The organism is Nonomuraea terrae, from assembly GCF_004348995.1.
GTDB classification, from domain to species: Bacteria; Actinomycetota; Actinomycetes; order Streptosporangiales; family Streptosporangiaceae; genus Nonomuraea; species Nonomuraea terrae.
The window spans coordinates 35,515-61,038 of record NZ_SMKQ01000005.1; the positions used below are offsets into that span (position 1 = coordinate 35,515).

A 25,524-nucleotide genomic window follows, 5' to 3' on the forward strand; every position below is an offset into this window, starting at 1 on the left:
GTGCTCCGTCAGGCCATGCTCGCCCTTTCCAAGAGCCGACGCGCCGAGCGGCTCGTCTCCACCTCGCCTCTGACCGCAGGCGTCGTCGAACGCTACGTCGCCGGCGACGTGGCCGCCGTGGTGCGCGAGCTGACCCGCAGGGGCCTGCTCGTCACCGTCGCCCACCTGGGCGAGGAGGTCACCGACGAGAGCAGGGCCGAGGACGCCGTACGCGGCTACCTCGCACTGCTCGGCCTGCTGCCCGCGGGCGCCGACGTGTCGGTCAAGCTCACGGCCCTCGGCCTGCGGGTTTCGCAGCGGCTCGCGCTCGGCCACGCCGCCGAGATCTGCGCCGCCGCCGCGGCCAGGGGCCTGACGGTGACGCTCGACGCCGAGGAGCACGACACCATCCCCGCGCTGCACGCCGTGCACGCCGCGCTGCGCCGCGAGCATCCCGACGTGGGGGTGGTCGTGCAGGCGTACCTGCCCGACTCGCTCGACCGCTGCGAGAAGCTCGGCGGCGCCCGCGTACGCCTGTGCAAGGGCGCCTACACCGCGCCCGGGGCCTACAAGCGGCCCGCCGACATCGACCGCTCGTTCGTTCGGTGCCTGAAGGTGCTCATGGCCGGCACCGCCTACCCGATGGTCGCCACCCACGACCCCCGGCTGCTGCGCATCGCCTCCACGCTCGCCGTGCTCGACGGCCGCGACCAGACCGGCTACGAGCTGCAGATGCTCTACGGCGTACGCCCCGCCGAGCAGGCCCGCCAGGCGCAGCGCGGCGCGCGGATGCGCGTCTACGTGCCCTACGGCGACGAGTGGTACCCCTACCTCGTGCGCCGCCTCGCCGAGCGCCCGGCGAACCTGGCGTTCTTCCTGCGGTCGCTGGTGTCGCGGCGCTAGCCGGATAGGCTGCCAGACCAGGCAGTATTCGTCGAGGGGCGAAAGATGATCGCGATTTTGGGCACGGGCAAGATGGGCGAGGCCCTGCTGTCCGGACTGCTGCGCGCGGGGCTCGAGCCGGACGACGTCATGGCGACCACCCGCAGGGCCGAACGGGCCCAGACGCTGCGCGAGACGTACGGCGTGCGCACGGTCTCCAACGCCGAGGCGGCCAAGGCGGCCGACACACTGATCCTGGCCGTCAAACCGCAGGACATGGCGACGCTGCTGGCCGAGATCGCGCCCTACGTGCCGGCCGACCGCCTGGTGATCAGCGCGGCGGCCGGCATCACGACGTCGTTCGTGGAGCAGCGGCTCGGCGTGGAGGTGCCGGTGGTGCGGGTGATGTCCAACACGCCGATCAGGTTCGACGAGGCGATGAGCGTCATCTCGGCCGGCGCCCACGCCGGGGAGGAGCACCTCCGGCGCACCGAGGAGCTGCTGCGGCCGGTCGGCAAGGTGCTGCGCATCCCCGAGTCGCAGCAGGACGCCGCCACGGCGTTGTCGGGCAGCGGGCCCGCCTACTTCTTCTACCTGGTCGAGGCCATGGTCGACGCGGGCATCCTGCTCGGCATGCCGAGGGCCGCCGCGCTCGACATGGTCACCCAGTCGATCGTCGGGGCGGCTGTGATGTTGCGCGACTCGGGCGAGCATCCGGTGATCCTGCGCGAGGCCGTCACCTCGCCGGGCGGCACGACCATCGCCGCCATCGCGGAGCTCGAACGACACAAGGTGCGGGCCGCGTTCCTGGCCGCCATCGAGGCCGCCCGCGACCGCGGCCGCGAACTCGCCTCGGGCTGACCCGCGGCCGTGAGTTCGGGCCGACCCGCGGCCGTGAGCTCGCCTGGGGCCGGCCCGCGCACCGGCGCGGAGGGCGGACCCGTCTCGTCCTCCGCGTTGAGTGAGCTCAGGCGTCCCGGCGGCGCAGCAGGATCGCGCCGGCGGCCACCGCGACCGCGATCCACGCCAGGTACACCCCGAACCCGCTCCACGGTCCCAGGTACTCGCCGGACCGGCCGAAGATCACCAGCGTGCCGGCGTTCGTGGTGAAGAACTCGGCGACGACCCCGCCCCACTCACCCGGGAGCTGGTTCGTCAACGGGGGCAGCACCAGGATCAGCGCGACGGCCGAGACGATCGCGCCCGGCGTGTGCCTGACCAGCGTGCCGAGGCCCAGCCCGAACAGCCCGCACGCGGTCAGGTAGAGGCCGCACCCGAGCGTGGCCCGCGCCACCTCGGCCATCTCCACCGACGGCGGCCGGGAGATCGCCAGGCCGATGCCGATCGCGCCGGCCGACGCGGCCAGGCAGACGACCAGCGCGACCGCGGTGAAGACCACGAGCTTGCCGGTCAGCAGGCGCAGGCGCCTGGGCACGGCCATGAGGGAGGTGCGGATGCCTCCGGTGCGGTACTCGCTGGAGATCACCAGCACGCCGAGAGCGGCCATGGACAACGAGGCGAACATGCCGCCGGCCAGGCTCATCGCGACGGCCTCGTGGCCCGGCATCGGCTCGTCGGCCGAGTTCGCGGCCGTGGCGCCGAGGAGGGCGGACAGGCCCAGCATCAGCAGGGCCGTGACGGCCAGCGTCCACACCGTCGAGCGGACAGAGCGGATCTTGGTCCATTCGGACCGGATGATGTCGATCATGAGGTGAACTCCAGGCTGTCCTTGGTCAGCTCCATGTACGCGGCTTCGAGCGACGGCTGCACGTACGTCAGCTCCTCCAGCGGGATCCCGGCCCGAGCGGCGAGGGTGCCGATCTCCAGCGGGGTCATCGCGGTCACCCGCAGGTGGTCGGGGTACAGCTCGCCGATCTTGATCAGCTCGGCCATCTCGGCGAGCCGGGGCGAGCGCACGCGTACGAAGCCCTGCGAGCTGCGCCCGATGAACTCCCGCACGCTCGTGTCGGCGATGAGCCGGCCCTTGCCGATCACGACGAGGTGGTCGGCCGTCTGCGCCATCTCGCTCATGAGGTGGCTGGAGACGAACACCGCCCGCCCTTCGGCCGCGAGCTTCCGCATGAGCGTGCGGATCCACAGGATTCCGTCGGGGTCGAGCCCGTTGACCGGCTCGTCGAACAGCAGGATCTCCGGGTCGCCGAGCAGCGCCGCGGCGATGCCCAGCCGCTGCGCCATGCCCAGCGAGAAGCCGCCGATCCGGCGTCCGGCGACGGCGGTCAGGCCGACGGTCTCCAGCACCTCCGCCACCCGGGCGGCCGGGATGCCGTTGCTCTGCGCGATGGCCAGCAGGTGGTTGCGGGCGCTGCGCCCGCCGTGCACGGCCTTGGCGTCCAGCAGCGCGCCGACCTTGCGCAGCGGATGCCGTAACTCCTCGTACGGCCGCCCGTCCACGAGCACCGAGCCGCCGGACGGCCGGTCGAGCCCGAGGATCATGCGCATGGTGGTCGACTTGCCGGCGCCGTTGGGGCCCAGGAAGCCGGTCACCTGACCCGGCTCGACGTCGAACGACAGATCCGCCACGGCGAGGGTGCGGCCGTAGCGTTTGCTCAGGTTCGTTGCGCGGATCGCTGTCATGAGGATCAGCGTGCCGTCGCGGGAGGCCGGATTCTTCCTGCTGGGGAACCGTCTTGCCGGGGCCGTTCTGGGAGCGTGGTCCTACTCACCGGGGCGGATCAGCGCCGCCTCGTACGCGATGATCACGGCCTGTGCCCGGTCCCTGACGCCGAGCTTGGCGAACAGGCTCGTCACGTGGTTCTTGACGGTGGAGGGGGAGACCGCGAGGCCCTCCGCGATCTCCGCGTTCGACCGGCCGCGCGCTATGAGCACGAGGATCTCGCGTTCGCGGTCGGTGAGCCCGGCCAGCGTGGTGGGGGCCGGCCGCGGGGGCGTGGCGCGGACGTACGTGCCGATCAGCCGGGTCAGCAGGCGCGGCGCGACGGCGGACTCGCCGCGGTGCACCACGCGCACGCCCTCGATCAGCTCCTCGGGGGAGACGTCCTTGGGCAGGAACCCGTCCGCGCCCGCGCGCAGCGCCGCCACCACGTTCTCGTCCAGGTCGAACGTGCTCAACGCGAGCACCCGCACGTCGGGAAGTTCGGAGGTGATCAGCTCGGTGGCGCGGACGCCGTCCATGTCCGGCATGTGCAGGTCCATCAGCACGACGTCGGGCCGCAGCCGCCGGCTCAGCTCCACCGCCTGCCCGCCGTCGGCGGCCTCGCCCACCACGGACAGGTCGGGCTGGGCGTCCAGCATCAGCCGGAAGCCGGTGCGCACCAGCGCGTGGTCGTCCACCAGCAGCACCTTGATCATGTGGTCTCCAGCGGGATGCGGGCGTGCACGCGGAATCCGCCCTCCGGGCGGGGGCCGGTGGACAGCCGGCCGCCGCACAGCGCCACCCGCTCGGCCATGCCGCCCAGCCCGAACCCGGGCGTTCCGCCGCTCTTCGGCCGCCCGTCGTCGACCACCTCGACCTCGACGGCCCCGGGCTCGTACGCCAGCCGTACGCTCGCCCTGGCCCCCTCGGCGTGCTTGCGGGTGTTGGTCAGCGCCTCCTGCACGATCCGGTAGACCGCGTGGTCCACGGCGGCGGGCAGCTCGACGGGCTCGCCGGTCACGGTCAGGCCGGTGGGCAGCCCGGCAGACCTGGCCTCCTTGACCAGCTCGGGCAGCCGGTCGGCGCCGACCCCGGTGGCCGCGTCGGGCCCCTCGTTGCCGTCGGCGCGTAACACGTCGAGCAGGCGGCGCATCTCCGTCATCGCCTGCCGGGCGGTCTGCTCGGCGCTCTCGAGCGCGTTCCTGGTGACCTGCTGGCCGGGCGGCAGCGTCGCCCGCGCGCCGCCGACCAGCGCGTTGATCACGGTGATGTGGTGGGCGACCACGTCGTGCAGCTCCCTGGCGATGCGCCGCCGCTCCGCCCGCACGGCCGCGTCCGTGACCTCCTGCCGGGTACGCGCGGCCAGCTCCGCCCTGAGCCGGACGATCACGCCGACGCCGACGGCGGCGACGACGAAGAGCAGGGCCCCCAGCCAGTTGCCCCGCCCCGGCCAGAAGTACTCCAGCGCCACGGCGTAGACGGCGTAGCCCACCAGCGCGCCCGCCACGGTCATGCGGCCGCTCGTATGGCGCCCCACGCCGTAGTAGGCGATGACCGAGGGGAGGTTGTTGACCCGGACGAGGTGTGTGGCGAAGCCGACGACGTCGAGCGTGGTGATCAGGACGGCGGTCAGGACGGGCCGGCGTCGTCGCATGAGCAGGAGCAGCGCGCCCACCAGGTAGTGCGCCGCGCCGAGCGCCGTGCGCGTCTCACCTTGCCCGATCATGGAGATCAGGCCGATGACCGCCGGGACGGAGATCACCGCCACCAGGGTGACGTCGAGGACCCGAGGCCGTCGCAGGAAACGCACGATCTTCATGGATTTTCGTGCCACGCGCACGTTGAGAACACTAAGTCATGAGATTTCGCCGTGGCTGGGAGTTTTCGCCTCATGAAACGAGGGCTACAGCCGGGCGTGTGCGCTGCGGTAACGTCGGCGCCAAGGTGAGGCAGTACGCGGAGGGATGGGCATGAGCCGTACGGCACGGGTGGTCTGGGACGACGCCCTGACCTCCTACAACTTCGGCCCCAGCCATCCGATGGCCCCGGTGCGCGTCGAGCTGACCATGGCGCTCGCCCGCGATCTGGGCGTGCTCGACAAGGTCGAGCTGGCCGGCTGCGTCCCCGCGACCGACGACGAGCTGGCCCTGGTCCACCGGCCCTCCTACGTCGAGGCCGTCAAGCGCGTGTCCGCCTCCGGGCAGCCCGACCCGGGAGCCGGGCTCGGCACCATCGACAACCCCGCGTTCAAGGGCGTCCACGAGGCGTCGGCGCTGATCGCGGGCGCCTCGCTGGCCGCCGCCCGCGCGGTCTGGGAGGGCACGGCCGAGCACGCGGTCAACGTCGCCGGCGGCCTCCACCACGCCATGCCCGCGGCGGCCAGCGGCTTCTGCGTCTACAACGACCCCGCGCTGGCCATCGCCTGGCTGCTGCGCCAGGGCGCCCGCCGCATCGCGTACGTCGACGTCGACGTCCACCACGGCGACGGCGTGCAGGCGGCCTTCTACGACGACCCCCGGGTGCTGACGATAAGCCTGCACGAGAGCCCGCGCACGCTCTTCCCCGGCACGGGGTTCCCCGAGGAGACCGGCGCCGACGGCACGGCCGTCAACGTCGCGCTCCCGGCCGGCTGCGGCGACGCCGGCTGGCTGCGGGCCTTCCACGCGATCGTGCCGCCGCTGGTGCGCGAGTTCGCGCCCGAGTTCATGGTCACCCAGCACGGCTGCGACAGCCACGCCCTCGACCCGCTGGCCAACCTGATGTTGAGCCTCGACGGCCAGCGCGCCGCGTACGCCGCCCTGCACCGCCTGGCCCACGAGGAGGCCGGCGGCCGGTGGATCGCGGTCGGCGGCGGCGGTTACGAGCTCGTCCAGGTGGTGCCGCGGGCGTGGACCCACCTCATCGCCGAGGCCGCGGGACACCCCGTCGACCCCGCCACCCCGACCCCGCAGAGCTGGCGCCAGTACGTACGCGACCGCACCGGCGAAACCGCGCCGCTCACCATGACGGACGGCAGGAACGCGGAATTCCGCGACCTGTCCGGTGGTTATGACCCTGCGGACCCCATTGACCGTGCTGTCATGGCGACCCGGAATGCGGTGTTCCCCCTGCACGGCCTCGATCCGATGCCCTGACCTGAGGAAAGATGCAGTGCTGAGCCGCGATGAACTCCGTGAGCACCTTGTCCGAAGCCGCATCGCCGGCGATGTCGCGACCTCCCGCGAGAACAACCTCGACCACTACAGCTCGCTGGCCAACGGCGACCCGTACTACGCGCTCGGGCTGACGTTCGACCAGCCGTGGTCGTACCGCGACATCCTCGCGCTGATGGCCAAGTCGGCGGGCGTCGTCCCCGATCCCGGCCACCGTTCGGGCCAGGACACCATCGACCCCGACCTGACGATCGACGCGATCGACGCCATGGCCGAGCGCATCGCCGTGGTCCTGTCGCGGCCCGCCCCGCGCATCCTGCTGGCCACCGGCCACCCCACCGGCCTACTGGCCGTCCACCTGCCACTGGCCGCCCTGTGCCGGGCGAACGGCGCGGTCCTGGTGACCCCCGCCGAGGGCTGGACGTACGCCGGCTCCGGCTTCGGGCGCCCGCGCCGGATCCGCTACCTGCAGGACATCGCCATGCTCGACGACAAGGGCAACTTCGTGCACACCCACGACGCGGCCCCGATGCGCCACATGCTCGGCGAGCTCGGCGAGCTCGGCGGCGACCTGCCCGACCTGGTGATCGCCGACCACGGCTGGGCCGGAGCGGCCGGCGAGGCCGGGGTGCCGACCGTGGGCTTCGCCGACTCCAACGATCCCGGGCTCTTCGTGGGCGAGGCCGAAGGCAAAATCGAGGTGGTCGTCCCGCTCGACGACAATGTGTTGCCGCGCTATTACGCTCCGCTGACAGAGCGACTGGTCACACAGGTCTCACGAGCCCTTTGAGTCGAATTCGGTCCTCCCGATACCGTCTTTTCGCGCCTGCATTCCAAGAGGCTCGCTGTCCCTTTGCCAACTTTTGACCGGTCTCCGGCGACTCTTATGTGTGGCAGCTTGGACAGTTCCAAGGTCCAAGTGAGGTGCTCGGCCTGGCTGCTGGCCAGCGATTTCGCTGGTTCGCCTGACAGTCGACTCCGTGGACTGAGAAAATAGGGGGTTTGCGCACTCGGAGTCCCGACTTACGCTGACGGCAGTACACGTGCGTGAGCAATGGCACCAGTGGGGATAACCCGGAAACACGTGCGGAAGAGGCGTCCGATGGGTGCAGGCGAAAGACCTCTCAGCGAGGTGAAGTTCCTGACCGTCGCGGAAGTGGCGACGGTCATGAGGGTGTCCAAGATGACGGTGTACCGGCTCGTCCACTCCGGCGAGCTGCCGGCCATCCGCGTCGGCCGCTCGTTCAGAGTCCCTGAGCAGGCGGTACACGACTATCTTCGGGAGGCCTACATCGAGGCAGGTTGACGTAGCGGCACGTCGAACCGTGCCGTGAGTGCTGACGCGGGAGAGGCCCGGTCGCCGCGGCGCGTCCGGGCCCTCACCCCCAGTGGGGCGATCTACCATGGATCGCCGGTAGTCTGTGAGCCGGTGTGCGCTCGCACTCCGGTCAGACTTGCTAATCACCACCTGGGGGTCCCGTGGGCTCTGTGATCAAGAAGCGCCGCAAGCGGATGGCTAAGAAGAAGCACCGCAAGCTGCTCAAGAAGACGCGCATCCAGCGGCGTAACAAGAAGTAACCGACGCCATCTGCGAGGCGCTGATGACCCACACCGTGCTAGTCACCGGGGTCTCGCGCCACATAGGCGCCCGGGTGGCGAGTGTTCTGGCGGCAGATCCCGACATCACCCGTGTCATCGGAGTGGACACCGTGCCGCCGCCCTCGCTCACGCGAGAAGGCGGCATCTCCCTCGGCGGAACGGAGTTCGTCCGGGTGGATCTGCGCAGCCCCGACATCGCCCAGGTGATCGCGGCCGCGGACATCGACACCGTTGTGCACATGAGTCTGGTCAGCGCTCCGTCGAGGAGCGGGGGCCGGGCGGCGATGAAAGAGCACAACATCATCGGCACCATGCAGTTGCTCGGTGCCTGCCAGCGGTCGGCGACCGTGCGGCGCGTGGTGGTCCGCTCCACCACCGCCGTCTACGGCTCGTCGCCGCGGGATCCCGCGGTCTTCACCGAAGACCTGGAGCCTCACGTCGGCGGGCCCGTCCACGGCTACGCCAAGGACGCTGCCGAGGTCGAGGGCTATGTCCGGGGTTTCGCGCGGCGCCGTCCCGACGTGACGGTGTCGCTGCTGCGCTTCACCAACTTCATGGGTCCGGGCGTCGACTCGCCGCTGACGCGTTACTTCACCCAGCCGGTGCTGCCGACCGTGTTCGGCTTCGACCCGAGGCTGCAGTTCATCCATGAGGATGACGCGGTCGAGGTGCTGCGCCGGATGGCGACCGAGGATCACCCCGGCACGTTCAACGTGGCCGGGGCAGGCGTGTTGCTGCTGTCGCAGTGTGCGAGACGGGCGGGGCGGCCGTCGATGCCGCTGTTCTCTCCCGCCTTCAGGGCCCTGGGCAACGCCGTGCGCAGGCTGGGGCTGGTCGAATACTCCCCCGAGCAGGTCAGGCTGATGAGTTACGGCCGCGTGGTCGACACCTCGCGGCTGGAGGCGGCGCTGGGGTGGAGGCCGAAGTTCTCCACCGGTGCGGCGTTCGACGAGTTCCTGCGTTCGCGGGGGCTGCGGCCGTTCGGAGGTTCGCGGTGATGGGCGTTCCCGGAGAGCGGGAGGACGGCCGGGTGATCCCGATCACCGCCGCGCCGTCGTACGCGGAGCCCGAGCCGCTGGCCAAGGCGCTGGCCTTCCTGCGCCGGCGGATCACCGGCGACTACGAGGTCGACGAGTTCGGCTACGACCCCGAGCTGACCGACAAGGTCGTGCTGGAGCTGATCAGGCCGATCTACCACCGCTGGTTCCGGGTGGAGCCGCTCGAGGTGAAGAACGTGCCCGAGGAGGGCGGCGCGCTCATCGTCGCCAACCACTCCGGCACACTCCCGCTCGACGCGCTGATGCTGCAGGTGGCGATGCACGACGAGGCCGGCCGGGCGCTGCGGCTGCTCGGCGCCGACCTGGTCTACCAGCTGCCGGTGCTCAGCCACGTCGCCCGCAAGACCGGCCACACGCTGGCCTGCCGCGAAGACGCCGACCGGCTGCTGCGCAAGGGCGAGATCGTCGGGGTGTTCCCCGAGGGCTTCAAGGGCGTCGGCAAGCCGTTCTCCGAGCGCTACAAGCTGCAGCGCTTCGGGCGGGGCGGCTTCGTGGCCTCGGCCATCCGCGCCGGGGTGCCGATCGTGCCCACCGCGATCGTCGGCGCAGAGGAGATCTACCCCAAGATCGGCGACCTGAAGTTCCTGGCCCGCACGCTCGGGCTGCCGTACCTGCCGATCACTCCGTTCTTCCCGCTGCTCGGGCCGCTCGGCCTGGTGCCGCTGCCGTCGAAGTGGCTGATCGAGTTCGGCGAGCCCATCCGCACCGACGAGTACGACGACGCGGCGGCCGACGACCCCATGCTGGTCTTCAACCTCACCGACCACGTACGCGAGGCGATCCAGCAGCTGCTCAACGAGCTGCGGCTGCGCCGGGGGCACGCCTTCCCGCCGTTCCTCTGAGCGGCCGCCGTGAACCCGTGAGGCGGGTTGCGGCAAGACATGCGTGACCGATCCCCCACAGAAGGGCGGAGATGATCACGCAACCCGCCGTCAGGGGCGCGGACGCCGAGCTGGTGAGCGCCTCGTGGACCGAACCCGAGGCGTTCGCCGAGCTCTTCGACCGCTACTCCGCCATGCTCTACCGCTACGTCTCCAAACGCCTCGGCCCGGAGCCGGCCGAGGACCTCGTCGGCGAGACGTTCCTGGTCGCGTTCTCCCGCCGCAGGAGCTACGACCTGGCGTACGCCGACGCCCGGCCGTGGTTGTTCGGCATCCTCACCAAGCTCATCTCGCGGCACCACCGCAAGGAGGCCGCGCGCTACCGCGCCCTGCTGCGCGCCCCCGTCGACTCCGAGGTGGAGTCGCCCGCCGACCGGGTGGCCGCCGGGGTGACGGCCCGGGCCGTGCGCGCGGAGCTGGCCGGCGCGCTGGCCGCGCTGCCCGCCAAGGACCGCGACGTGCTGCTGCTGATCGCCTGGGGCGACCTCACGTACGAGGAGGTCGCGCGGGCGCTCGGCATCCCCGTGGGGACCGTGCGCTCCCGCCTCAACAGGGGCAGGCGGAAAGTACGGGCCGCGCTCGGCGACACCAACCCCATGGAGGAGGAGTGACGATGGACGACCTGAAGCTGCTCCGCGACCTCGGGGCCGAACTGGAGCACCAGCCGCCGCCGACGCTGGCCCGCCGGCGCCATCGCCTGTTCACCCCCCGCCGGCCGCGCAGGTCGGGGTGGTGGGCCGCCGGGCTGGTGGCCGTCGCCACCGCCGTCGCGGTCGCGGTGCCCGTCGTGCTCGTCGGCAACCGCCACGAGCCCGAGCGCACGACCGCCGCCGAGCCCGTGGACGTGAGCGGCACCCGCAACGTGCTCGTCATCGGCTCGGACACTCGCGAGGGGGAGGGCAACGCCGAGTACGGGCCGGGGCAGGCCCGCTCCGACGTGGGTGCGCGGTCCGACACCATCATGATCGTCCACCTGCCGGCGGACCGGAGGACGGCGACCGCCGTCAGCGTTCCCAGGGACTCGATCGTGCGCATCCCGCGCTGCGGGTCTGCCCGGCCCCGCGTGGGCATGATCAACTCGGCGTACGACACCGGCGGGGTCACGTGCCTGAGGGCGACGCTGGAGCAGCTCACGGGGCTGCGCCTGGACCACACGGTCGAAGTGGACTTCGCAGGCTTCAAGGACATGGTGGACGCCCTCGGAGGAGTGACGGTCACGCTGCCCCGGCCGGTGGACGACAAGGCGTCGAAGCTGAAGCTGCCCGCGGGCAAGTGGCTTCTCGACGGCGAGAAGGCGCTCGGCTACGTCCGCCTGCGCCACTACGGCGACGGCTCGGACATCGCCCGCGTCAAGCGGCAGCAGTCTGTCGTGGTGGCGATGGTGCGCAAGGCGAAGAGCGCGCTCGGCGAGCCCGCCACGCTGGAGGCGCTGCTGAAGGAGATGCGGGAGTCGGTGAAGACGGATCTCAGCGTCGAGTCGATGTACCAGCTCGCCACGGAGCTGTCGGGTGCCAAGCTCGACGTGGTGTCCGTGCCGTGGGTGCCGCATCCGGACGATGCAAACCGGATCGTCTGGAAACAGCCGGAGGCGGACAGGCTGTTCGCCTCACTGCGCTGACAGCCAGAGGGCGCGGCGGGTGACGGTCAGCGGTCGCGGTAGTGGCGGCGCAGGGCGATGCCGGCCGCCACACTGCCGGCCAAGGCGCCCACGCCGGCCGCTATCGGCAAGGCGGCCATCGTCGCCTTGCGGCCGGTGCGGAAGTCCTTGACCGGCCAGTCGTGCTTCCTGGCGTACTCGCGCAGCTCGCTGTCGGGGTTGATGGCCACGGCGTGCCCCACCAGCGAGAGCATCGGCAGGTCGTTGGCCGAGTCGCTGTAGGCGGTGCAGAGGGTGAGGTCGAGGCCCTCGCGGCGGGCCAGCGCCCGCACCGCCTCGGCCTTGGCCGGCCCGTGGAGCAGGTCGCCGACCAGCCGCCCGGTGTAGACGCCGTTGCTGGTCTCGGCGACCGTGCCGAGCGCGCCGGTCAGGCCGAGCCGCTGGGCGATGACCCGGGCCAGCTCGATCGGCGTGGCGGTGACCAGCCAGACCCGCTGACCGGCGTCGAGGTGGCTCTGCGCGAGCGCGCGCGTGCCGCCCCAGATGCGGTCGGCCATGACCTCGTCGTAGATCTCCTCGCCGAGGCGTACGACGTCGTCGACCTTGGTGCCGGCGACGAACGCCAGCGCGGTCTCCCTGGCCACGGCGATGTGCTCGGGGTTCTCGTTGCCGCGCAGCCGGAACACCGCCTGCCCCACCGCGAACTTGAACAGGTCGGACGAGGTGAACAGCCCGCGCGTGGCCAGCCCGCGGGCGAAGTGGTAGATCGACGCGCCGCGCATCATGGTGTTGTCGACGTCGAAGAAGGCCGCCGCGTCCAGATCGGGCTCGACCGGGGCAACAGTGACCGCAGCCCGTGCCGCGGCCTCGCCGGCGACCTCCGGCTGCACTTCCTGTCGTCGTCGTATGAGCCGCCACATGCGGTTCAGCTTAACTTCCTACTCAGGGGGGACCAGACCGTCGATGTAGTCCAGATAGTCCTGAGCCTGGGCGAGCTGGGAGTCGTCGAGCTCCTGCAACATCGGCTTGACGGTTTCTTTCTGGTCCTCCGCGAATGTCTTGATCTTCGGCGAGCGGGGCTCGACGCGTTCGAGCCGCTCGATGCCGGACTTCGTCGACTTCTCCATGTCCTTCAACGTCCTGCCGACCAGCGGGCCGCCGCTGGAGGAGCCGAGCAGGCTCGCGACCTCCCTGGCGCGGGTCTCGGCCGAGGCGAGCTCGCGCCGCCCGCGTTCGGCGTCGTCGGTGCTCAGACGGACGAACGTGCTCTCGGCGGCGCGCTTGAGCGGGTAGAGCGTGTCGCCCGGCACGGCCTGGTAGGTGGCGAAGGAGGACACCATCATCGCCCCCGCGAGCCCGACCGCGGCCAGCTGCGACAGCAGCGGCCGGCGCCGCGACGGGCGCCGGTGGGCGGGCCCCGAGGCCGGACCGGCCGCGCGTCCGGCCGGTTCGGGCCGCTCGCCGAGCGCGCCGGCGACGAGCTCGGCGCGCAGACGTTCCCGGAAGGCCGGCGCGGGGCCGCCGCCGAGCGGCATCTCCCGCAGCTCGGTGAGGTGTTCGAGCACGCGCTCCCGCCGCCTGCGCGCCCTGCTCATGAATGCCCCCTGACCACTCCGGTCGTGACACCGTTCCTAACGAGAGGCCGGTGGCGGAGGTTACGCCAGGTCTGGCTTGAGCGCCCTGGCCAGCGCTCGGATGGCACGGAACTGCAGCGCTTTGATCGCTCCACTCTTCTTCCCCATGATCAGCGCGGTTTCCGCGAGCGAGAGGCCGTGCAGGAAACGCAGGACGACGCATTCCTGCTGTTCGGGATTGAGATCTCGGACGGCGCGCAGCACCCGGTCGTTGATGATGGCCGTGACCACGGCGTTCTCGGGGATGTGGGAGCCGTCGAGGGGGACGTCGATCACCTCGCCCGTGGTGACCTCGAGCCGGTAGCGCCCCGACTTGAAGTGGTCGGCCACCAGATTCCTGGCGATGGTCACGAGCCAGGCCCCGAAGTCGCGGCCCTGCCAGCTGAAGTCGCCGATCTTGCGTAACGCCCGCAGGAACGTCTCGCTCGTCAGGTCCTCCGCCAGCGGGTGGGAGCCGACCCGGAAGTAGATGTAGCGGTAGACCAGGTCCACGTAGCGGTCATAGAGCGTGCCAAAGGAGTCCGTGCATCCGTTCTTGGCGTGCAGCACCAGCGTACGAAGGTCGTCGGTCACGTCTTCGAGCACGGCGAGCTCGCCCGTCCGGGCAGGTCCAGCGATCGCTGGAGCGAGCAGCCCGGCGAACGGCGACGAGTCAGGCATCCGATATCCCTGGGGGTAAGGGGTGCGGCGTGCTCGAACACTCTAGAAATCAACGGGAAATTCCACAATCCACACCGTGCTGGCATGGCACCCCTTCACCGGCGGATACCGTGGAGGCGCACACCCCTGAAATCCGCGGTGCGCCGTCGTACGCGCTCGCCGTGGTCCGGACCTCGTTCCCTCTTCGGCTACCGGCTGGGAGGCATCGTCCGGCAGCATTGGAGTCACCATGGAGATCCTCGTTGCTGTCCTAGCCTTTGCCGGAGCCCTGCTCGCCGCAGTCGCGGCCGGCGCGCTGATCCAACGACTACGCGAGGAGTCCGAGGGATGGCTCATCGCCTGGACCGTTGCAGTCGTGGCGCTGGCTCTGTCGCTGGGCGCGGTCGGTCTCGGCTCTCTGGCGGGGTTCGGCGACGTGACCTTCCGGGTCTACCAGGTGGCGGGGTCGCTGCTGGCGCCGCTGTGGCTCACCGTCGGGCTGGTGCAGCTGCTGTCGGAGAAGGTGCCGCCGCGGTTCCTGGCCTGGCTGTTCGGCATTGCGCTGACCATCGTCTCGGTGGTCATCATGGTCTTCGACCCGCTCAAGACCGACGAGATGGGCGAGTCCCTGCCGTCGGCCGCCGACCACTGGAACCTCTTCCCCAGCTACCTGCTGGTCGGCGTGCACACCATCGTCCTGGTCGTGATGCTCGCCATGCTGGTGGTGGCCGGCCTGAAGTGGCGCAACGGCGACGAGTACGACACCGACAACCTCCATGCGACCGCCGTCGTCGTGCCGTCGGGCCTCGCGCTCGTGGGCGCGATGCGCTTCACCGTGCCCGCGCTGTTCACCACGGCGCTGCTGGCCGTGGCGGCGGCCGCGGTCTGGTACACCGTGCTGCGCCCGCTGGCGCCGTACGAGGACGACGAGGACGACTTCGGTCCCGAGCCCGACGAACGGCCCTCGCGCCGCGAGGAGCGCTCTCAGCGCCGTGACGAGCGCGTCCCCCACCGCGAGGAGCGGCCCATGATCCCCGAAGACCGCCCGCTCTATCGCGACGAGCCCCCGCGCAGGGGGATGCCCGAGCCGGTGCCGGCCGCCGACGTGCCGCCCGCGCCGCCGCGCCGCGCCTCAGGGCTGGGCGACCTGGTGGCCGAGTACCGGGCCGGCGACAGGGAGGTCGACTACGCCGCGCGCATGTCGCCGGCGTCCGACCCCGGCCCCTCGACCGGCTACATCATGAACGGCGCCGCGGCCGACTACACGATGGCCCCGCCCGCCCCGGCCACCGGCGCCGTCTACCCGGGCGCCGAGCTGTTCACGCCCACCCAGCAGCAGCCCGCCTCGGGCAAGCTGTCGCCCAACATCTACGGCCTGCTCACGGTATTCACGATCATGGACGGCGCCGGTGCCGCGTTCGACCGGCTGGCCGAGGCTACGGTCGAGGCCGTGCGCAGGGGCGAGCCCGACACGCTCGTGTACGCCTGCCACGCCGTCAAGTCGGCCCCGCTGCAGCGCATCGTCTACGAGCTCTACCGCGACGAGGTGGCCTACCGCGACCACCAGCGCCAGCCGCACGTGGAGCGGTTCGTCAACGAGCGGCAGGCGATGGTGCTGGCCACCAACGTCATCGAGCTCGACGTCAACGCCGCGAAGGTGGTGCCGCTCCCGACGGTGATGTTCTAGCCGGTCAGAGCGGCGCGCAGGCGGCTCTCGTCGACCCGCCAGAAGTCGTGCTGCACGCCGTCGATCAGCGTGACCGGGATCATCTCCCAGTACTTCTCCTTCAGCTCCTCGGAGGAGTCGATGCTGACCTCCTCCCACGGCACGCCCAACTCGCCCGCGACCCGGGCGATGACCTCGCGGGCGTCGTCACACAAGTGGCAGCCGGGCTTGCCGAGCAAGGTGATGCGATGCATACGGCCACGCTACCCCGGGCGACTTTGTGCATCGGTTCACAAAGGGCTTAACCTGAAAGACGGTTCGATTCCGTTCACGCGGTCCCCAAGCCGCCCGTTCCCTGGAGCACCGGCACGTGATGAGCCCGTCCCAGCCCCGTGACCGTGGCATCCCCGAGGCGACGGTCGCCAGGCTTCCGTTGTACCTCCGGGCGCTGCACGGGATGGCGGAGCGGGGCGTCGCGACCGTCAGCTCCGAAGATCTCGCGGTGGCCGCCGGAGTCAACTCGGCCAAGCTGCGCAAGGATCTGTCTCATCTGGGCTCGTACGGCACTCGCGGCGTAGGCTATGACGTGGAATACCTCGTCTACCAGATTTCCCGCGAGCTCGGCCTGACGCAGGATTGGGCGGTGGCGATCGTCGGAGTCGGTAACCTCGGTCGCGCGCTCGCCAACTACGGCGGGTTCGTCTCCCGGGGCTTCAGGGTGGCGGCGCTCGTGGACGCCGACCCCGAAGTCGTGGGCGACACCATAGCGGGGTTGAATGTTGAGCACATCGACGAACTGGAAGCCGTGATCAAGCGGCGTGGAGTCTCGATTGTGGTGTTGGCCACACCGGCGGCGGCGGCGCAGGAAGTCTGCGACCGCGTCATCGCGGTGGGCGTGACCAGTATCCTGAACTTCGCCCCGGTTGTTCTTTCCGTCCCGGACACCGTCGATGTCCGTAAGGTCGACCTATCCATCGAACTGCAGATTCTGGCGTTCCACGAGCAACGCAAGGCTGGGGGGCCACTCATGGCAGTGGACAGTCAATGAGTGTTCTGGCTATCGGACTCAGCCACCGGACGGCACCGGTGGCCCTGCTCGAACGTGTCTCGATGACCGGTGACGCTCTCGTCAAGCTGCTGCACGACGTGCAGCGCGATCCCTGCGTGGCGGAGGCCATGGTGGTCTCGACCTGCAACCGGGTCGAGGTCTACGTCACGGTCGACCGCTTCCACGCCGCCGTCACGTCGATCAGCAACCTGCTGGGCGTCCATTCCGGCGTGCCCGTCGACGACCTGACCCCGCACCTCTACGTCCACTACGAGGAGCGGGCGGTCGAGCATCTGTTCTCCGTGGTGTGCGGCCTCGACTCCATGGTGGTCGGCGAGGGCCAGATCCTCGGGCAGGTCCGCCAGGCGCTCAAGCTCGCCCAGCGCCAGGGCACCGTCGGCGCCACCCTCAACGACCTCGTCCAGCAGGCCCTGCGGGTCGGCAAGCGGGCCCACCACGAGACCGGCATCGACAAGGCCGGAGCCTCCCTGGTCTCCGCCGGCCTCGCCCTGGCGGGCGAGCTGGCCGGCAAGCGCGCCCTGGTGATCGGCGCGGGCTCCATGAGCTCGCTGGCCGCCGCCACGCTGGCGCGCGACGGGGTCACCGACATCGTCGTGGCCAACCGCACGTACGAGCGCGGCGCCCGGCTGGCCGAGTCGGTCGGCGGGCGCGCGGTGCACTTCTCCTCCGTGGCCGACGAGCTGGCCGCGGCCGACGTCGTCATCACCTGCACGGGCGCGGGCCGCCACCTCATCACCCCCGACCTGCTTTCCAGGCCGGCCTTCCTCCTCGACCTGGCGCTTCCCCACGACATCGACCCCGCGGTCCGCGCCGTGCCCGGCGTCACGCTGGTCGACCTGGAGACGATCCAGAAGTCCGGCATCGGCTCCCGCGAAGGCGACGCCGTCCAGTCCGTACGCGCCCTCGTGGCCGAGGAGCTGCGCGCCTACCTCGACGCCGAGCGGGCGGCCAAGGTCACCCCGACCGTGGTCGCGCTGCGCAGCAAGGCGGCGGACGTGGTCGAGGCCGAGCTGGGCCGCCTGCGCATGCGGCTGCCCGGTCTCGACGAGCGGGCCCGCGACGAGGTCGCGATGACCGTGCAGCGGGTGGTCGACAAGCTGCTGCACGAGCCGACCGTGCGTGTCAAGCAGCTCGCCACCTGCCCCGGAGGCGATCATTATGCGGAGGCGCTGCGTGAGCTGTTCGACCTCGATCCGAAGATGCCCGAGGCCGTGAGGGAGGTGGAGCTGTGACATCCCCGCTCCGGCTCGGCACCCGCCGCAGCCTCATGGCCACCACGCAGTCCCAGATGGTGGCCGACGCCTACACCCGTCGCACCGGCCGCGCGGTCGAGCTGGTCGGCGTCACGACGTTCGGCGACGTGACCAAGGCCCATCTCGCGCAGCTCGGCGGCACGGGCGTGTTCGTCAGCGCGCTGCGCGACAAGCTGATCGACGACGAGGTCGACTTCGCCGTCCACTCGCTGAAGGACCTGCCGACCAAGCAGGACCCGCGCTTCACGCTGGCCGCCCTGCCCGCCCGCCACGACCACCGCGACGCCCTGGTCGGCTCGTGCAAGTTCGCCGACCTGCCCCCGGGGGCGAGGGTCGGCACCGGTTCGCCGCGCCGCGTCGCCATGCTGAGCGCGCTGCGCCCCGACCTCGAATACGTCGCCATCCGCGGCAACGCCGACACCCGCATCGGCAAGGTCGCCTCGGGTGAGCTCGACGCCGTCGTGCTGGCCTCGGCGGGGCTGGCCCGCATCGGCCGCGGCGGCGAGATCGCGCAGATCTTCGAGACCGAGGAGCTGCTGCCCGCGCCCGGCCAGGGCGCGCTGGCCGTCGAATGCCGCGCCGACCGCCCCGACCTCATCGAGTTCCTCAGCGTGCTCGACGACCCGGCCACCCGCTCCGCCGTGACGGCCGAGCGCGCCGTGCTGGCCGCCCTCGAAGCGGGATGCGCCGCCCCGGTGGGTGCTTTCGCGGTCGATGACGGGCACACTCTGAACCTGACCGCTGTTGTCGTCTCGATTGACGGCCGCGAAGCGGTCCGCAAGTCCGCCGCCGGCTCTCCTTCGGAGGCTGCGAACCTCGGCCGCCTCCTCGCGGCCGAGATGATCGCCGAAGGTGCCGACAGATTGATGGGGGAGCATTCCCATTGAGCTCCGATAGTCCAACCTCCGGTGTCGTCGCGTTCGTGGGCGCGGGACCCGGCGATCCCAATCTGCTCACGCTGCGCGCCGCCGAGCTGCTCGGCAAGGCCGACGCGGTGGTCCTCGGCGCGGAGGCCCACGCCCCGCTGCTGCGCCACTGCCGCGAAGGCGTCGAGGTCGCCACCGAGGGCGACTTCGTCCAGCGCGCCGCGCGCGGCCAGCTGGTGGTGCGCCTCTGCGAGGGCGACCCCATGCTGTTCTCCTCGGTCGTCGAGGAGGTCGCGGCCTGCACCGCGGCGGAGGTGGACTTCGAGATCTCTCCCGGTGTGCCGCCCGCGACGGCGGTGCTGACCTACGCCGGCATCCCCGCGGCGACCGGCGTGCCCGAGTTCCGCGTGATCGACGCCGCGCAGGAGCAAGACTGGGCCGCCCACGCCGCCACCCGCGGCACCCTGGTCATCTACAACGGCATCGGCGACGCCGTGTCCATCGGCAAGGCGCTGATCGCCAACGGGAAGCCCGACACCACGCCGGTCGCCGTCAGCAGCGGCGGCACCACCACCGAGCAGTACACCGTGGTGTCCTCGCTCGGCCGGCTGCAGGCCGACCTCAAGCACGCCGGTTTCACCGAGCCGGCGCTGATCGTGGTCGGCGAGGCCGTGGCGCTGCGCGACAAGCTGTCGTGGTTCGAGACCAAGCCGCTGTTCGGCTGGCGGGTGCTGGTGCCGCGGACGAAGGAGCAGTCGCGCGCCCTGGTCGAGCAGCTCACCTCGTACGGCGCGGTGCCCGAGGAGGTGCCGACCATCTCGGTCGAGCCGCCCCGCACGCCGCAGCAGATGGACCGCGCGATCAAGGGCCTCGTCACCGGCCGCTACGAGTGGGTCGCCTTCACCAGCGCCAACGCCGTCAAGGCGGTCCGCGAGAAGTTCGAGGAGTACGGCCTCGACGCCCGTGCCTTCGCCGGCCTCAAGGTGGCCGCCGTGGGTGAGGCGACCGCGCAGGCCCTGGTCGACTTCGGGGTCAAGCCCGACCTGCTGCCGACGGGGGAGCAGTCGTCGGAGGGGCTGGTCGCCGAGTGGCCGCCGTACGACTCGATGCTCGACCCGATCAACCGCGTGCTGCTGCCGCGGGCCGACATCTCCACCGACACGCTTGTGGCCGGGCTCACCGAGCTGGGCTGGGAGTGCGACGACGTCACCGCCTACCGCACCGTGCGGGCCGCGCCGCCGCCCGCGCCGATCCGCGAGGCGATCAAGGGCGGCGGGTTCGACGCCGTGCTGTTCACGTCGTCGTCCACCGTGCGCAACCTCGTGGGCATCGCCGGCAAGCCCCACAACGTCACCGTGATCGCGGTCATCGGGCCGCAGACGGCCAAGACGGCCGAGGAGTTCGGGCTCCGGGTCGACGTCATGGCAGACAAGCCGTCCGCCTCCGCCTTGGCCGCCGCGCTGGCCGAGTTCGGAGCCAAGCAGCGCCAGGCGGCCCTGGCAGCGGGCGACACCCCGCGCCGGCCCTCGCAGAACCGCCGGGGCGCGAGAAGGAGAGTCAAATGAGCGCGCAGTATCCCGTCGCCCGCCCCCGCCGGCTGCGCCGCACCCCCGCGCTGCGCCGCATGGTGTCGGGCACGCGCCTGCACCCGGCCGAGCTGATCCTGCCGGCGTTCCTCAAGGAGGGCATCTCCGAGCCGCAGCCGGTCGCCTCGATGCCGGGCGTCGTCCAGCACACCCGCGACTCGCTGCGCAAGGCCGCCCGTGAGGCCGCCGAGGCGGGCGTGGGCGGCATCATCCTGTTCGGCATCCCCGCGGTGAAGGACGCCCGCGGCTCGGCCGCCGACGACCCCGACGGCATCCTGCAGGTGGCGCTGCGCGAGGTGACCGCCGAGGTCGGCGACGCGCTCGTGGTCATGGCGGACACGTGCCTCGACGAGTTCACCGACAACGGCCACTGCGGCATACTCACGCCGTCCGGCGACGTCGACAACGACGCGACCCTGGAGCGGTACGCCTCGATCGCGGTGGCCCAGGCGGAGGCCGGCTCGCAGATGGTGGCGCCGAGCGGGATGATGGACGGCCAGGTGGGCGTGATCCGCGCGGCGCTCGACGCCGCAGGCCACGGCGACGTGCCGATCCTCGCCTACTCCGCCAAATACTCCTCCGCCTTCTACGGGCCGTTCCGTGACGCGGCCGAGTGCGCGCCGCAGTTCGGCGACCGCAGCACCCACCAGCAGGACCCCGCGGGGCCGCTGGAGGAGGCGCTGCGCGAGGTCCGCCTCGACCTGGCGGAGGGCGCCGACGCCGTGATGGTCAAGCCCGCCCTGGCCTACCTCGACGTCATCGCCCGCTTCCGCGACGAGGTCGACGTGCCGGTGGCCGCCTACCAGGTCAGCGGCGAGTACGCGATGATCGAGGCCGCCGCGGCCAACGGCTGGGTCGACCGCGACCGGATGATCAAGGAGTCGCTGGTCGCGATCAAGCGCGCCGGGGCCGACCTGATCCTGACGTACTGGGCGACGGAAGTGGCACGCGGGCTCTAACCCAGGGGTTTCCCGCCGACTCCTGTGGCGTGTGCGTTAGAGTGCGATGACAAGTGCTGGTGTGTCCCGCGTGTGCTAGGTGCAGCCCGGAGCCGGGACCTCCTCAGGCGCTGACACTCTGACGGGAGACACCATGGTGGGGGTACCACTGGTTCGGCGTACCAGAAAGCGGTCCCGGCCGACGCGCATCGCGACGGTGCTCGAATACGCCGCCATGGGCTGGCCCGTCGTGCCGGGCGCCCATCCGCTGCGCCACGGGCCGCGCGCGTGTTCCTGCGACCGCGTCGGGTGTCCCGACCCGGGCGCCCACCCGCTCTCGCCCGCCTGGAGCATGCAGGCCACGACGGACGCCGCCCAGCTCACCCGCTGGTGGCAGGCCGAGCCCGAGACCAATGTGATCCTGCCCACGGGACGCGTGTTCGACGTCTTCGACGTACCGCTGTCCACCGGCCTGTCGGCCCTCACCCGGATCGACGAGGCCGGCGCCCATCCCGGCCCGGTCGCCACACACGGCGACCGGGTCTTGTTCTACGTGGCCACCCGGGGCAACCCGGAGGACGAGGACGAGTGGTGGACGTGCCACCTCGACACCGGCCCGGCCGCCATCGCCGACACCCCGGGGCTGCGCTGGCACTGCCGCGACAGCTACGTCCTCGCCCCGCCCTCCACCCTCGTGGGCGGCCAGGGCGTCTCCTGGCTGCGCGCGCCCGACGGCCGGCCGCTGCCCGACCCGGTGCGCATCCTGGAGTGGCTCGCCGACTGACCCGCCGGGTCGCGCGGCTAACCTGGATCAGGTGAGCCGCACACACAACTCCGAGGAACTGTTCGCCCGCGCCCGCGCGATCGTGCCGGGCGGCGTCAACTCGCCCGTGCGCGCCTTCGGCGCGGTGGGCGGGACGCCCCGCTTCATGGCGGAGGGCCAGGGCCCCTACATCACCGACGTCGACGGCAACCGCTACGTCGATCTGGTCTGCTCCTGGGGCCCGATGATCCTCGGTCACCGCCATCCCGCGGTCGTCGAGGCCGTCTCCGACGCGGTGGCCCACGGGTTCTCCTACGGCACCGCGACCCAGGGCGAGGTCGAGCTGGCCGAGGAGCTCGTCGCCAGGGTCGCCCCGATCGAGAAGGTGCGCCTGGTCAGCTCCGGCACCGAGGCCACGATGAGCGCGGTCCGCCTGGCCAGGGGCTTCACCGGCCGGTCCAAGGTGATCAAGTTCGCCGGCTGCTACCACGGCCACGTCGACGCGCTGCTGGCCTCGGCCGGCTCGGGGGTGGCGACGTTCGGGCTGCCCGACACGCCGGGCGTGACGGGGGCGTCGGCGGCCGACACGATCGTGCTGCCGTACAACTCCGTCGAGGCGGTCGAGGAGGCGTTCGCGGCGGCCGACGTCGCGTGTGTGATCACCGAGGCGTGCCCGGCCAACATGGGCGTCGTCCCGCCGCGCGACGGGTTCAACGCGCGGCTGCGCGAGCTCTGCACGGCCCACGGGGCGCTGCTCATCGTCGACGAGGTGCTGACCGGCTTCCGCGTCTCCCCGGCCGGCTGGTACGGCCTCGACCCGGTGGAGGCCGACCTGATGACGTTCGGCAAGGTCATGGGCGGCGGGCTGCCGGCGGCGGCGTTCGGCGGCCGGGCCGACGTCATGGCGCACCTCGCGCCGGAGGGGCCCGTCTACCAGGCGGGCACGCTGTCGGGCAACCCGCTGGCCTGCGCGGCCGGCCTGGCCACGCTGCGCAACCTCGACGCCGACGCGTACGCGCGGATCGACGCCGCCGCGCTGGCGATCGGCCAGGCGGCGTCCGAGGCGCTCGCGGCGGAGGGCGTCCCGCACCGGCTGCAGCGGGCGGGGAGCCTGTTCTCGATCTTCTTCACCGACGCCGAGGTCACCGACTACGACCAGGCCCGCACCCAGAACACCGCCGCGTTCACCGCGTTCTTCCACGCGATGCTGGAGCAGGGCGTCTACCTGCCGCCGTCGGCGTACGAGGCGTGGTTCCTGTCGGCCGCGCACGACGACGAGGCGGTCGGCCGGGTGGCCGAGGCGCTGCCGTCCGCGGCGAAGGCGGCGGCCGCCGTTCTGTGAGGTTCAGCGCAGGCGGCGGGGCCGCGCGCCGGTGTAGAGCACGCCGGAGACGATGAGCGCCGCCGCCACGATCTTGAGCCACGACAGCGGCTCGCCGGTCACGAGCGCCGCCGACGACATGCCGAACACCGGCACCAGCAGCGTGTACGGCGCCACGGTCGAGGCGTCGTAGCGGCGCAGCAGGAAGCCCCACACGCCGAAGCCGCCCAGCGTGGCGACGAAGGCGACGTACACGAGGGAGAGCCAGCCCTCCCACGAGGGGCTCAGCACCGGCACGCCCTCCAGCGCCAGCGACAGCACCAGGAGCGGGGGCGCCGACAGGGCGCTCACCCACACCATGAAGCGCAGGGAGTCGGGCGGCGCGGCACGCCGCTGGACGACGTTGCCGAGCCCCCAGGCCGCCGCCGCGGCCACGCACAGGACGAACGCGCCGACCGGCCCCGACACCCCGAAGTCGTACGCGACCAGGGCCAGTCCGCCGAAGGCGACGGCGAGCCCGGTGACGCGGCGGGCGGTGAGCCGCTCACCGAGCAGCGTCACCGCGAACACCACGGTGAACAACGCCTGCGCCTGCAGCACGAGCGAGGTCAGCCCGGCCGGCATGCCGGCCCGCATGCCGACCAGCAGCAGGGCGAACTGCCCCACGCCGAGCGTGGCCGCCACCCCGGCGACCCACCGCCACGGCACTCCCGGCCGGCCCACGAGGAGCAGGGCGGGGAACGCCGCCATCGCGAACCGAAGGCCCGCGTACAGCAGGGGCGGGAAGTGCCGCAGACCCGCCTGCATGACCACGAAGTTGAACCCCCACGCCGCTGCGAGGGCGACGGCGAGCGCGAGGTGACGGGGGCTCACTCAGCGAGTGGGCTTCTGGTAACGGATGCGCTGCTCGCGCGCCTGCTCGGCGAGGACCTTCAGGTACGAGACGGTGCCGTGCTGCTTCTTTTCCATCTTCCGGATTCGCATGCAACTATTTTCATCCGCTACACATTCAACCACAAGCGAGACTTTCTACGCTAAACCGTTTAGGCTGGCTTACATGTTGGACTTGAACCGGCTCAAGGCGCTTCACGCTGTCCACGTGTACGGGTCGGTCGGGGCGGCGGCCGACGCGCTCAGCGTCACGCCGTCGGCCGTCTCGCAGCAGATCGCCAAGCTGGAGCGCGAGACCGGCGCCCGGCTCATGGAGCGCAACGGCCGCGGCGTGCGCCTCACCGACGCCGCCGGGCTGCTCGCCGAGCACGCCGAGCGCATCCTGGCCCTGGTCGAGACCGCCGAGGCCGACTTCGAGGCGCTGCGCGGCGAGGTCGTCGGCCGGCTCAACGTCGCGGCCTTCCCCACGGCCGCCCGCGGCCTCATGCCGGCGGCCATCGTCGAGCTCAAGCAGCGCCACCCTGACCTGTGGGTGCAGCTCAACGAGCGCGAGCCCGACCGGGTGATGCGCGAGGTGTCCAGGGGCGAGCTCGACCTCGGCATCGTCCAGGACTGGCTCAACCGGCCGATCGCGATGCCCGAGGGCCTGTCCAAGGCCATCCTGCTCGACGACATCGCCGACGTGGCGGTGCCCGTGAGCCACCCGCTGGCCGGGGCGCGCGAGATCGAGCTGCGCGACCTGTGCGGCGAGCAGTGGATCAGCTCCGCGCCCGGCACGGTCTGCCACGACTGGCTCGTCTTCACGCTGCGCAGCGCCTCGGTGGAGCCGGTGATCGCCTGCATGGCCGACGAGTACCCGACCCAGCTCGCGCTGGTCGCCGCGGGCCTCGGCTGCGCGATCGTGCCGAGGCTGGGCCGCGACTGCGTGCCCGACGGCGTGAGGCTCGTCCCGCTGCGCCCGCGCCAGTCGCGGCGCATCTACGCGGTGTGGCGCGCCGACGCCGCGCGGCGGCCCGCGATCAGGGCCATGGTCGACGCGTTGACCGAGGCCAGCAGAACACAGGAGAACTCCTGGGCCGTCGCCTGAGCCGGGCCGCCGCCGCACGGGCCGGGCGAGCGGATAGGCTGTGCCCACC

The 25,524-nt window shown here is 71.5% G+C and carries 28 protein-coding genes; 19 read left to right on the forward strand and 9 right to left on the reverse strand.

The annotated features are described in order from the left end of the window. Positions 1–882 carry a proline dehydrogenase family protein gene (locus E1286_RS03215; protein ID WP_165969547.1) on the forward strand — a complete coding sequence of 294 codons (882 nt, stop codon included), beginning with the start codon at positions 1–3 and terminating at the stop codon, positions 880–882. Between the two features lie 45 nt (positions 883–927). Continuing rightward, entirely contained in the window at positions 928–1,722 is a 795-nt protein-coding gene (gene proC / locus E1286_RS03220) for a pyrroline-5-carboxylate reductase (RefSeq protein ID WP_132608765.1), read from the forward strand. Positions 1,723–1,828: 106 nt separating this feature from the next. On the opposite strand, the gene E1286_RS03225 is transcribed toward proC, so the two are convergent. The 4 genes from E1286_RS03225 to E1286_RS03240 all read right to left on the reverse strand — a co-directional run bounded on the left by E1286_RS03225 (position 1,829) and on the right by E1286_RS03240 (position 5,294). Continuing rightward, positions 1,829–2,569, reverse strand: a complete 741-nt coding sequence (locus tag E1286_RS03225; RefSeq protein WP_132608766.1) for an ABC transporter permease — start codon at positions 2,567–2,569, stop codon at positions 1,829–1,831. Next, entirely contained in the window at positions 2,566–3,456 is an 891-nt protein-coding gene (locus E1286_RS03230; RefSeq protein WP_132608767.1) for an ABC transporter ATP-binding protein, read from the reverse strand. Before E1286_RS03230 ends, E1286_RS03225 begins: the two co-directional genes overlap by 4 nt. A gap of 81 nt (positions 3,457–3,537) precedes the next feature. After that, positions 3,538–4,191, reverse strand: coding sequence for a response regulator (locus E1286_RS03235; RefSeq protein WP_132608768.1), 654 nt, complete (start codon positions 4,189–4,191; stop codon positions 3,538–3,540). After that, the gene (locus E1286_RS03240) at positions 4,188–5,294 is read right to left on the reverse strand and encodes a sensor histidine kinase (RefSeq protein WP_132608769.1); all 1,107 of its coding nucleotides are present in this window, start codon (positions 5,292–5,294) and stop codon (positions 4,188–4,190) included. Before E1286_RS03240 ends, E1286_RS03235 begins: the two co-directional genes overlap by 4 nt. 151 nt (positions 5,295–5,445) lie before the next feature. Here E1286_RS03240 and E1286_RS03245 point away from each other — a divergent pair, with 151 nt between their 5' ends. From E1286_RS03245 to E1286_RS03280, 8 genes are all read left to right on the forward strand, one after another. Next, the gene (locus tag E1286_RS03245) at positions 5,446–6,609 is read left to right on the forward strand and encodes an acetoin utilization protein AcuC (protein WP_132608770.1); all 1,164 of its coding nucleotides are present in this window, start codon (positions 5,446–5,448) and stop codon (positions 6,607–6,609) included. Positions 6,610–6,625: 16 nt separating this feature from the next. Next, positions 6,626–7,417 carry a phosphatase gene (locus tag E1286_RS03250; RefSeq protein ID WP_132608771.1) on the forward strand — a complete coding sequence of 264 codons (792 nt, stop codon included), beginning with the start codon at positions 6,626–6,628 and terminating at the stop codon, positions 7,415–7,417. 312 nt (positions 7,418–7,729) lie between these two features. Continuing rightward, the gene (locus E1286_RS03255) at positions 7,730–7,933 is read left to right on the forward strand and encodes a helix-turn-helix domain-containing protein (RefSeq protein WP_026214222.1); all 204 of its coding nucleotides are present in this window, start codon (positions 7,730–7,732) and stop codon (positions 7,931–7,933) included. A gap of 173 nt (positions 7,934–8,106) precedes the next feature. After that, positions 8,107–8,205 (forward strand): 30S ribosomal protein bS22, encoded by a 99-nt coding sequence (locus E1286_RS03260; RefSeq protein ID WP_018654693.1) that lies wholly within the window; start codon positions 8,107–8,109, stop codon positions 8,203–8,205. Positions 8,206–8,228: 23 nt separating this feature from the next. Next, positions 8,229–9,224: an NAD-dependent epimerase/dehydratase family protein gene (locus E1286_RS03265; protein ID WP_132608772.1), complete on the forward strand. Its 996-nt coding sequence runs from the start codon at positions 8,229–8,231 to the stop codon at positions 9,222–9,224. After that, a complete protein-coding gene (locus tag E1286_RS03270) occupies positions 9,224–10,126 on the forward strand; it encodes a lysophospholipid acyltransferase family protein (RefSeq protein WP_132608773.1) in 903 nt (300 codons plus the stop codon). The genes E1286_RS03265 and E1286_RS03270 overlap by 1 nt, the downstream gene beginning before the upstream one ends. 71 nt (positions 10,127–10,197) lie before the next feature. After that, the gene (locus E1286_RS03275; protein ID WP_132608774.1) at positions 10,198–10,776 is read left to right on the forward strand and encodes an RNA polymerase sigma factor; all 579 of its coding nucleotides are present in this window, start codon (positions 10,198–10,200) and stop codon (positions 10,774–10,776) included. A gap of 2 nt (positions 10,777–10,778) precedes the next feature. After that, positions 10,779–11,783 carry an LCP family protein gene (locus E1286_RS03280; RefSeq protein ID WP_132608775.1) on the forward strand — a complete coding sequence of 335 codons (1,005 nt, stop codon included), beginning with the start codon at positions 10,779–10,781 and terminating at the stop codon, positions 11,781–11,783. 26 nt (positions 11,784–11,809) lie between these two features. On the opposite strand, the gene E1286_RS03285 is transcribed toward E1286_RS03280, so the two are convergent. From E1286_RS03285 to E1286_RS03295, 3 genes are read right to left on the reverse strand one after another with little or no spacing between them, the layout of a single operon-like run. Further along, positions 11,810–12,682, reverse strand: coding sequence for an HAD family hydrolase (locus E1286_RS03285; RefSeq protein WP_132608776.1), 873 nt, complete (start codon positions 12,680–12,682; stop codon positions 11,810–11,812). A gap of 18 nt (positions 12,683–12,700) precedes the next feature. Continuing rightward, on the reverse strand, positions 12,701–13,357 hold the full coding sequence (locus E1286_RS03290; RefSeq protein WP_132608777.1) for a DUF5667 domain-containing protein: 657 nt from the start codon (positions 13,355–13,357) through the stop codon (positions 12,701–12,703). Positions 13,358–13,417: 60 nt separating this feature from the next. Then, positions 13,418–14,056 (reverse strand): sigma-70 family RNA polymerase sigma factor, encoded by a 639-nt coding sequence (locus E1286_RS03295; RefSeq protein ID WP_132608778.1) that lies wholly within the window; start codon positions 14,054–14,056, stop codon positions 13,418–13,420. A gap of 229 nt (positions 14,057–14,285) precedes the next feature. Between E1286_RS03295 and E1286_RS03300 the strand changes: the two genes are divergently transcribed. Next, positions 14,286–15,722, forward strand: coding sequence for a putative quinol monooxygenase (locus tag E1286_RS03300; RefSeq protein ID WP_132608779.1), 1,437 nt, complete (start codon positions 14,286–14,288; stop codon positions 15,720–15,722). On the opposite strand, the gene E1286_RS03305 is transcribed toward E1286_RS03300, so the two are convergent. Continuing rightward, positions 15,719–15,955 carry a glutaredoxin family protein gene (locus tag E1286_RS03305; protein WP_132608780.1) on the reverse strand — a complete coding sequence of 79 codons (237 nt, stop codon included), beginning with the start codon at positions 15,953–15,955 and terminating at the stop codon, positions 15,719–15,721. The genes E1286_RS03300 and E1286_RS03305 overlap by 4 nt on opposite strands. A gap of 119 nt (positions 15,956–16,074) precedes the next feature. On the opposite strand from E1286_RS03305, the gene E1286_RS03310 reads away from it, so the two are divergent. The 7 genes from E1286_RS03310 to hemL all read left to right on the forward strand — a co-directional run bounded on the left by E1286_RS03310 (position 16,075) and on the right by hemL (position 23,518). Then, the gene (locus E1286_RS03310; protein ID WP_132608781.1) at positions 16,075–16,749 is read left to right on the forward strand and encodes a redox-sensing transcriptional repressor Rex; all 675 of its coding nucleotides are present in this window, start codon (positions 16,075–16,077) and stop codon (positions 16,747–16,749) included. Next, positions 16,746–18,002, forward strand: a complete 1,257-nt coding sequence (locus E1286_RS03315; protein ID WP_132608782.1) for a glutamyl-tRNA reductase — start codon at positions 16,746–16,748, stop codon at positions 18,000–18,002. The genes E1286_RS03310 and E1286_RS03315 overlap by 4 nt, the downstream gene beginning before the upstream one ends. Beyond that, on the forward strand, positions 17,999–18,910 hold the full coding sequence (hemC, locus tag E1286_RS03320) for a hydroxymethylbilane synthase (RefSeq protein WP_132608783.1): 912 nt from the start codon (positions 17,999–18,001) through the stop codon (positions 18,908–18,910). Before E1286_RS03315 ends, hemC begins: the two co-directional genes overlap by 4 nt. Before the next feature lie 35 nt (positions 18,911–18,945). Then, positions 18,946–20,454, forward strand: coding sequence for a bifunctional uroporphyrinogen-III C-methyltransferase/uroporphyrinogen-III synthase (locus E1286_RS03325; RefSeq protein ID WP_132608784.1), 1,509 nt, complete (start codon positions 18,946–18,948; stop codon positions 20,452–20,454). Then, positions 20,451–21,434 carry a porphobilinogen synthase gene (gene hemB / locus E1286_RS03330; protein ID WP_132608785.1) on the forward strand — a complete coding sequence of 328 codons (984 nt, stop codon included), beginning with the start codon at positions 20,451–20,453 and terminating at the stop codon, positions 21,432–21,434. Before E1286_RS03325 ends, hemB begins: the two co-directional genes overlap by 4 nt. A gap of 133 nt (positions 21,435–21,567) precedes the next feature. Next, entirely contained in the window at positions 21,568–22,197 is a 630-nt protein-coding gene (locus tag E1286_RS03335) for a bifunctional DNA primase/polymerase (RefSeq protein WP_132608786.1), read from the forward strand. 31 nt (positions 22,198–22,228) lie between these two features. Beyond that, a complete protein-coding gene (gene hemL / locus E1286_RS03340) occupies positions 22,229–23,518 on the forward strand; it encodes a glutamate-1-semialdehyde 2,1-aminomutase (RefSeq protein WP_132608787.1) in 1,290 nt (429 codons plus the stop codon). Between the two features lie 3 nt (positions 23,519–23,521). Here hemL and E1286_RS03345 read toward each other — a convergent pair whose 3' ends face one another. Continuing rightward, complete coding sequence (locus E1286_RS03345; RefSeq protein ID WP_425464735.1) at positions 23,522–24,304, reverse strand: EamA family transporter; 783 nt, start codon at positions 24,302–24,304, stop codon at positions 23,522–23,524. 250 nt (positions 24,305–24,554) lie between these two features. Here E1286_RS03345 and E1286_RS03350 point away from each other — a divergent pair, with 250 nt between their 5' ends. Then, complete coding sequence (locus E1286_RS03350; RefSeq protein ID WP_132608789.1) at positions 24,555–25,475, forward strand: LysR family transcriptional regulator; 921 nt, start codon at positions 24,555–24,557, stop codon at positions 25,473–25,475. The last annotated feature ends 49 nt before the right edge of the window (positions 25,476–25,524 follow it).

What these genes read in the sequence shown, in the direction of transcription:
- proC (WP_132608765.1), top strand. Translation starts at nt 928, where the DNA reads ATGATCGCGATTTTGGGCACGGGCAAGATGGGCGAGGCCCTGCTGTCC.
- E1286_RS03225 (WP_132608766.1), bottom strand. Translation starts at nt 2,569, where the DNA reads ATGATCGACATCATCCGGTCCGAATGGACCAAGATCCGCTCTGTCCGC.
- E1286_RS03230 (WP_132608767.1), bottom strand. Translation starts at nt 3,456, where the DNA reads ATGACAGCGATCCGCGCAACGAACCTGAGCAAACGCTACGGCCGCACC.
- E1286_RS03235 (WP_132608768.1), bottom strand. Translation starts at nt 4,191, where the DNA reads ATGATCAAGGTGCTGCTGGTGGACGACCACGCGCTGGTGCGCACCGGC.
- E1286_RS03240 (WP_132608769.1), bottom strand. Translation starts at nt 5,294, where the DNA reads ATGAAGATCGTGCGTTTCCTGCGACGGCCTCGGGTCCTCGACGTCACC.
- E1286_RS03245 (WP_132608770.1), top strand. Translation starts at nt 5,446, where the DNA reads ATGAGCCGTACGGCACGGGTGGTCTGGGACGACGCCCTGACCTCCTAC.
- E1286_RS03255 (WP_026214222.1), top strand. Translation starts at nt 7,730, where the DNA reads ATGGGTGCAGGCGAAAGACCTCTCAGCGAGGTGAAGTTCCTGACCGTC.
- E1286_RS03265 (WP_132608772.1), top strand. Translation starts at nt 8,229, where the DNA reads ATGACCCACACCGTGCTAGTCACCGGGGTCTCGCGCCACATAGGCGCC.
- E1286_RS03270 (WP_132608773.1), top strand. Translation starts at nt 9,224, where the DNA reads ATGGGCGTTCCCGGAGAGCGGGAGGACGGCCGGGTGATCCCGATCACC.
- E1286_RS03275 (WP_132608774.1), top strand. Translation starts at nt 10,198, where the DNA reads ATGATCACGCAACCCGCCGTCAGGGGCGCGGACGCCGAGCTGGTGAGC.
- E1286_RS03280 (WP_132608775.1), top strand. Translation starts at nt 10,779, where the DNA reads ATGGACGACCTGAAGCTGCTCCGCGACCTCGGGGCCGAACTGGAGCAC.
- E1286_RS03285 (WP_132608776.1), bottom strand. Translation starts at nt 12,682, where the DNA reads ATGTGGCGGCTCATACGACGACGACAGGAAGTGCAGCCGGAGGTCGCC.
- E1286_RS03290 (WP_132608777.1), bottom strand. Translation starts at nt 13,357, where the DNA reads ATGAGCAGGGCGCGCAGGCGGCGGGAGCGCGTGCTCGAACACCTCACC.
- E1286_RS03295 (WP_132608778.1), bottom strand. Translation starts at nt 14,056, where the DNA reads ATGCCTGACTCGTCGCCGTTCGCCGGGCTGCTCGCTCCAGCGATCGCT.
- E1286_RS03300 (WP_132608779.1), top strand. Translation starts at nt 14,286, where the DNA reads ATGGAGATCCTCGTTGCTGTCCTAGCCTTTGCCGGAGCCCTGCTCGCC.
- E1286_RS03305 (WP_132608780.1), bottom strand. Translation starts at nt 15,955, where the DNA reads ATGCATCGCATCACCTTGCTCGGCAAGCCCGGCTGCCACTTGTGTGAC.
- E1286_RS03310 (WP_132608781.1), top strand. Translation starts at nt 16,075, where the DNA reads ATGAGCCCGTCCCAGCCCCGTGACCGTGGCATCCCCGAGGCGACGGTC.
- E1286_RS03315 (WP_132608782.1), top strand. Translation starts at nt 16,746, where the DNA reads ATGAGTGTTCTGGCTATCGGACTCAGCCACCGGACGGCACCGGTGGCC.
- hemB (WP_132608785.1), top strand. Translation starts at nt 20,451, where the DNA reads ATGAGCGCGCAGTATCCCGTCGCCCGCCCCCGCCGGCTGCGCCGCACC.
- E1286_RS03335 (WP_132608786.1), top strand. Translation starts at nt 21,568, where the DNA reads ATGGTGGGGGTACCACTGGTTCGGCGTACCAGAAAGCGGTCCCGGCCG.
- E1286_RS03345 (WP_425464735.1), bottom strand. Translation starts at nt 24,304, where the DNA reads ATGCAGGCGGGTCTGCGGCACTTCCCGCCCCTGCTGTACGCGGGCCTT.
- E1286_RS03350 (WP_132608789.1), top strand. Translation starts at nt 24,555, where the DNA reads ATGTTGGACTTGAACCGGCTCAAGGCGCTTCACGCTGTCCACGTGTAC.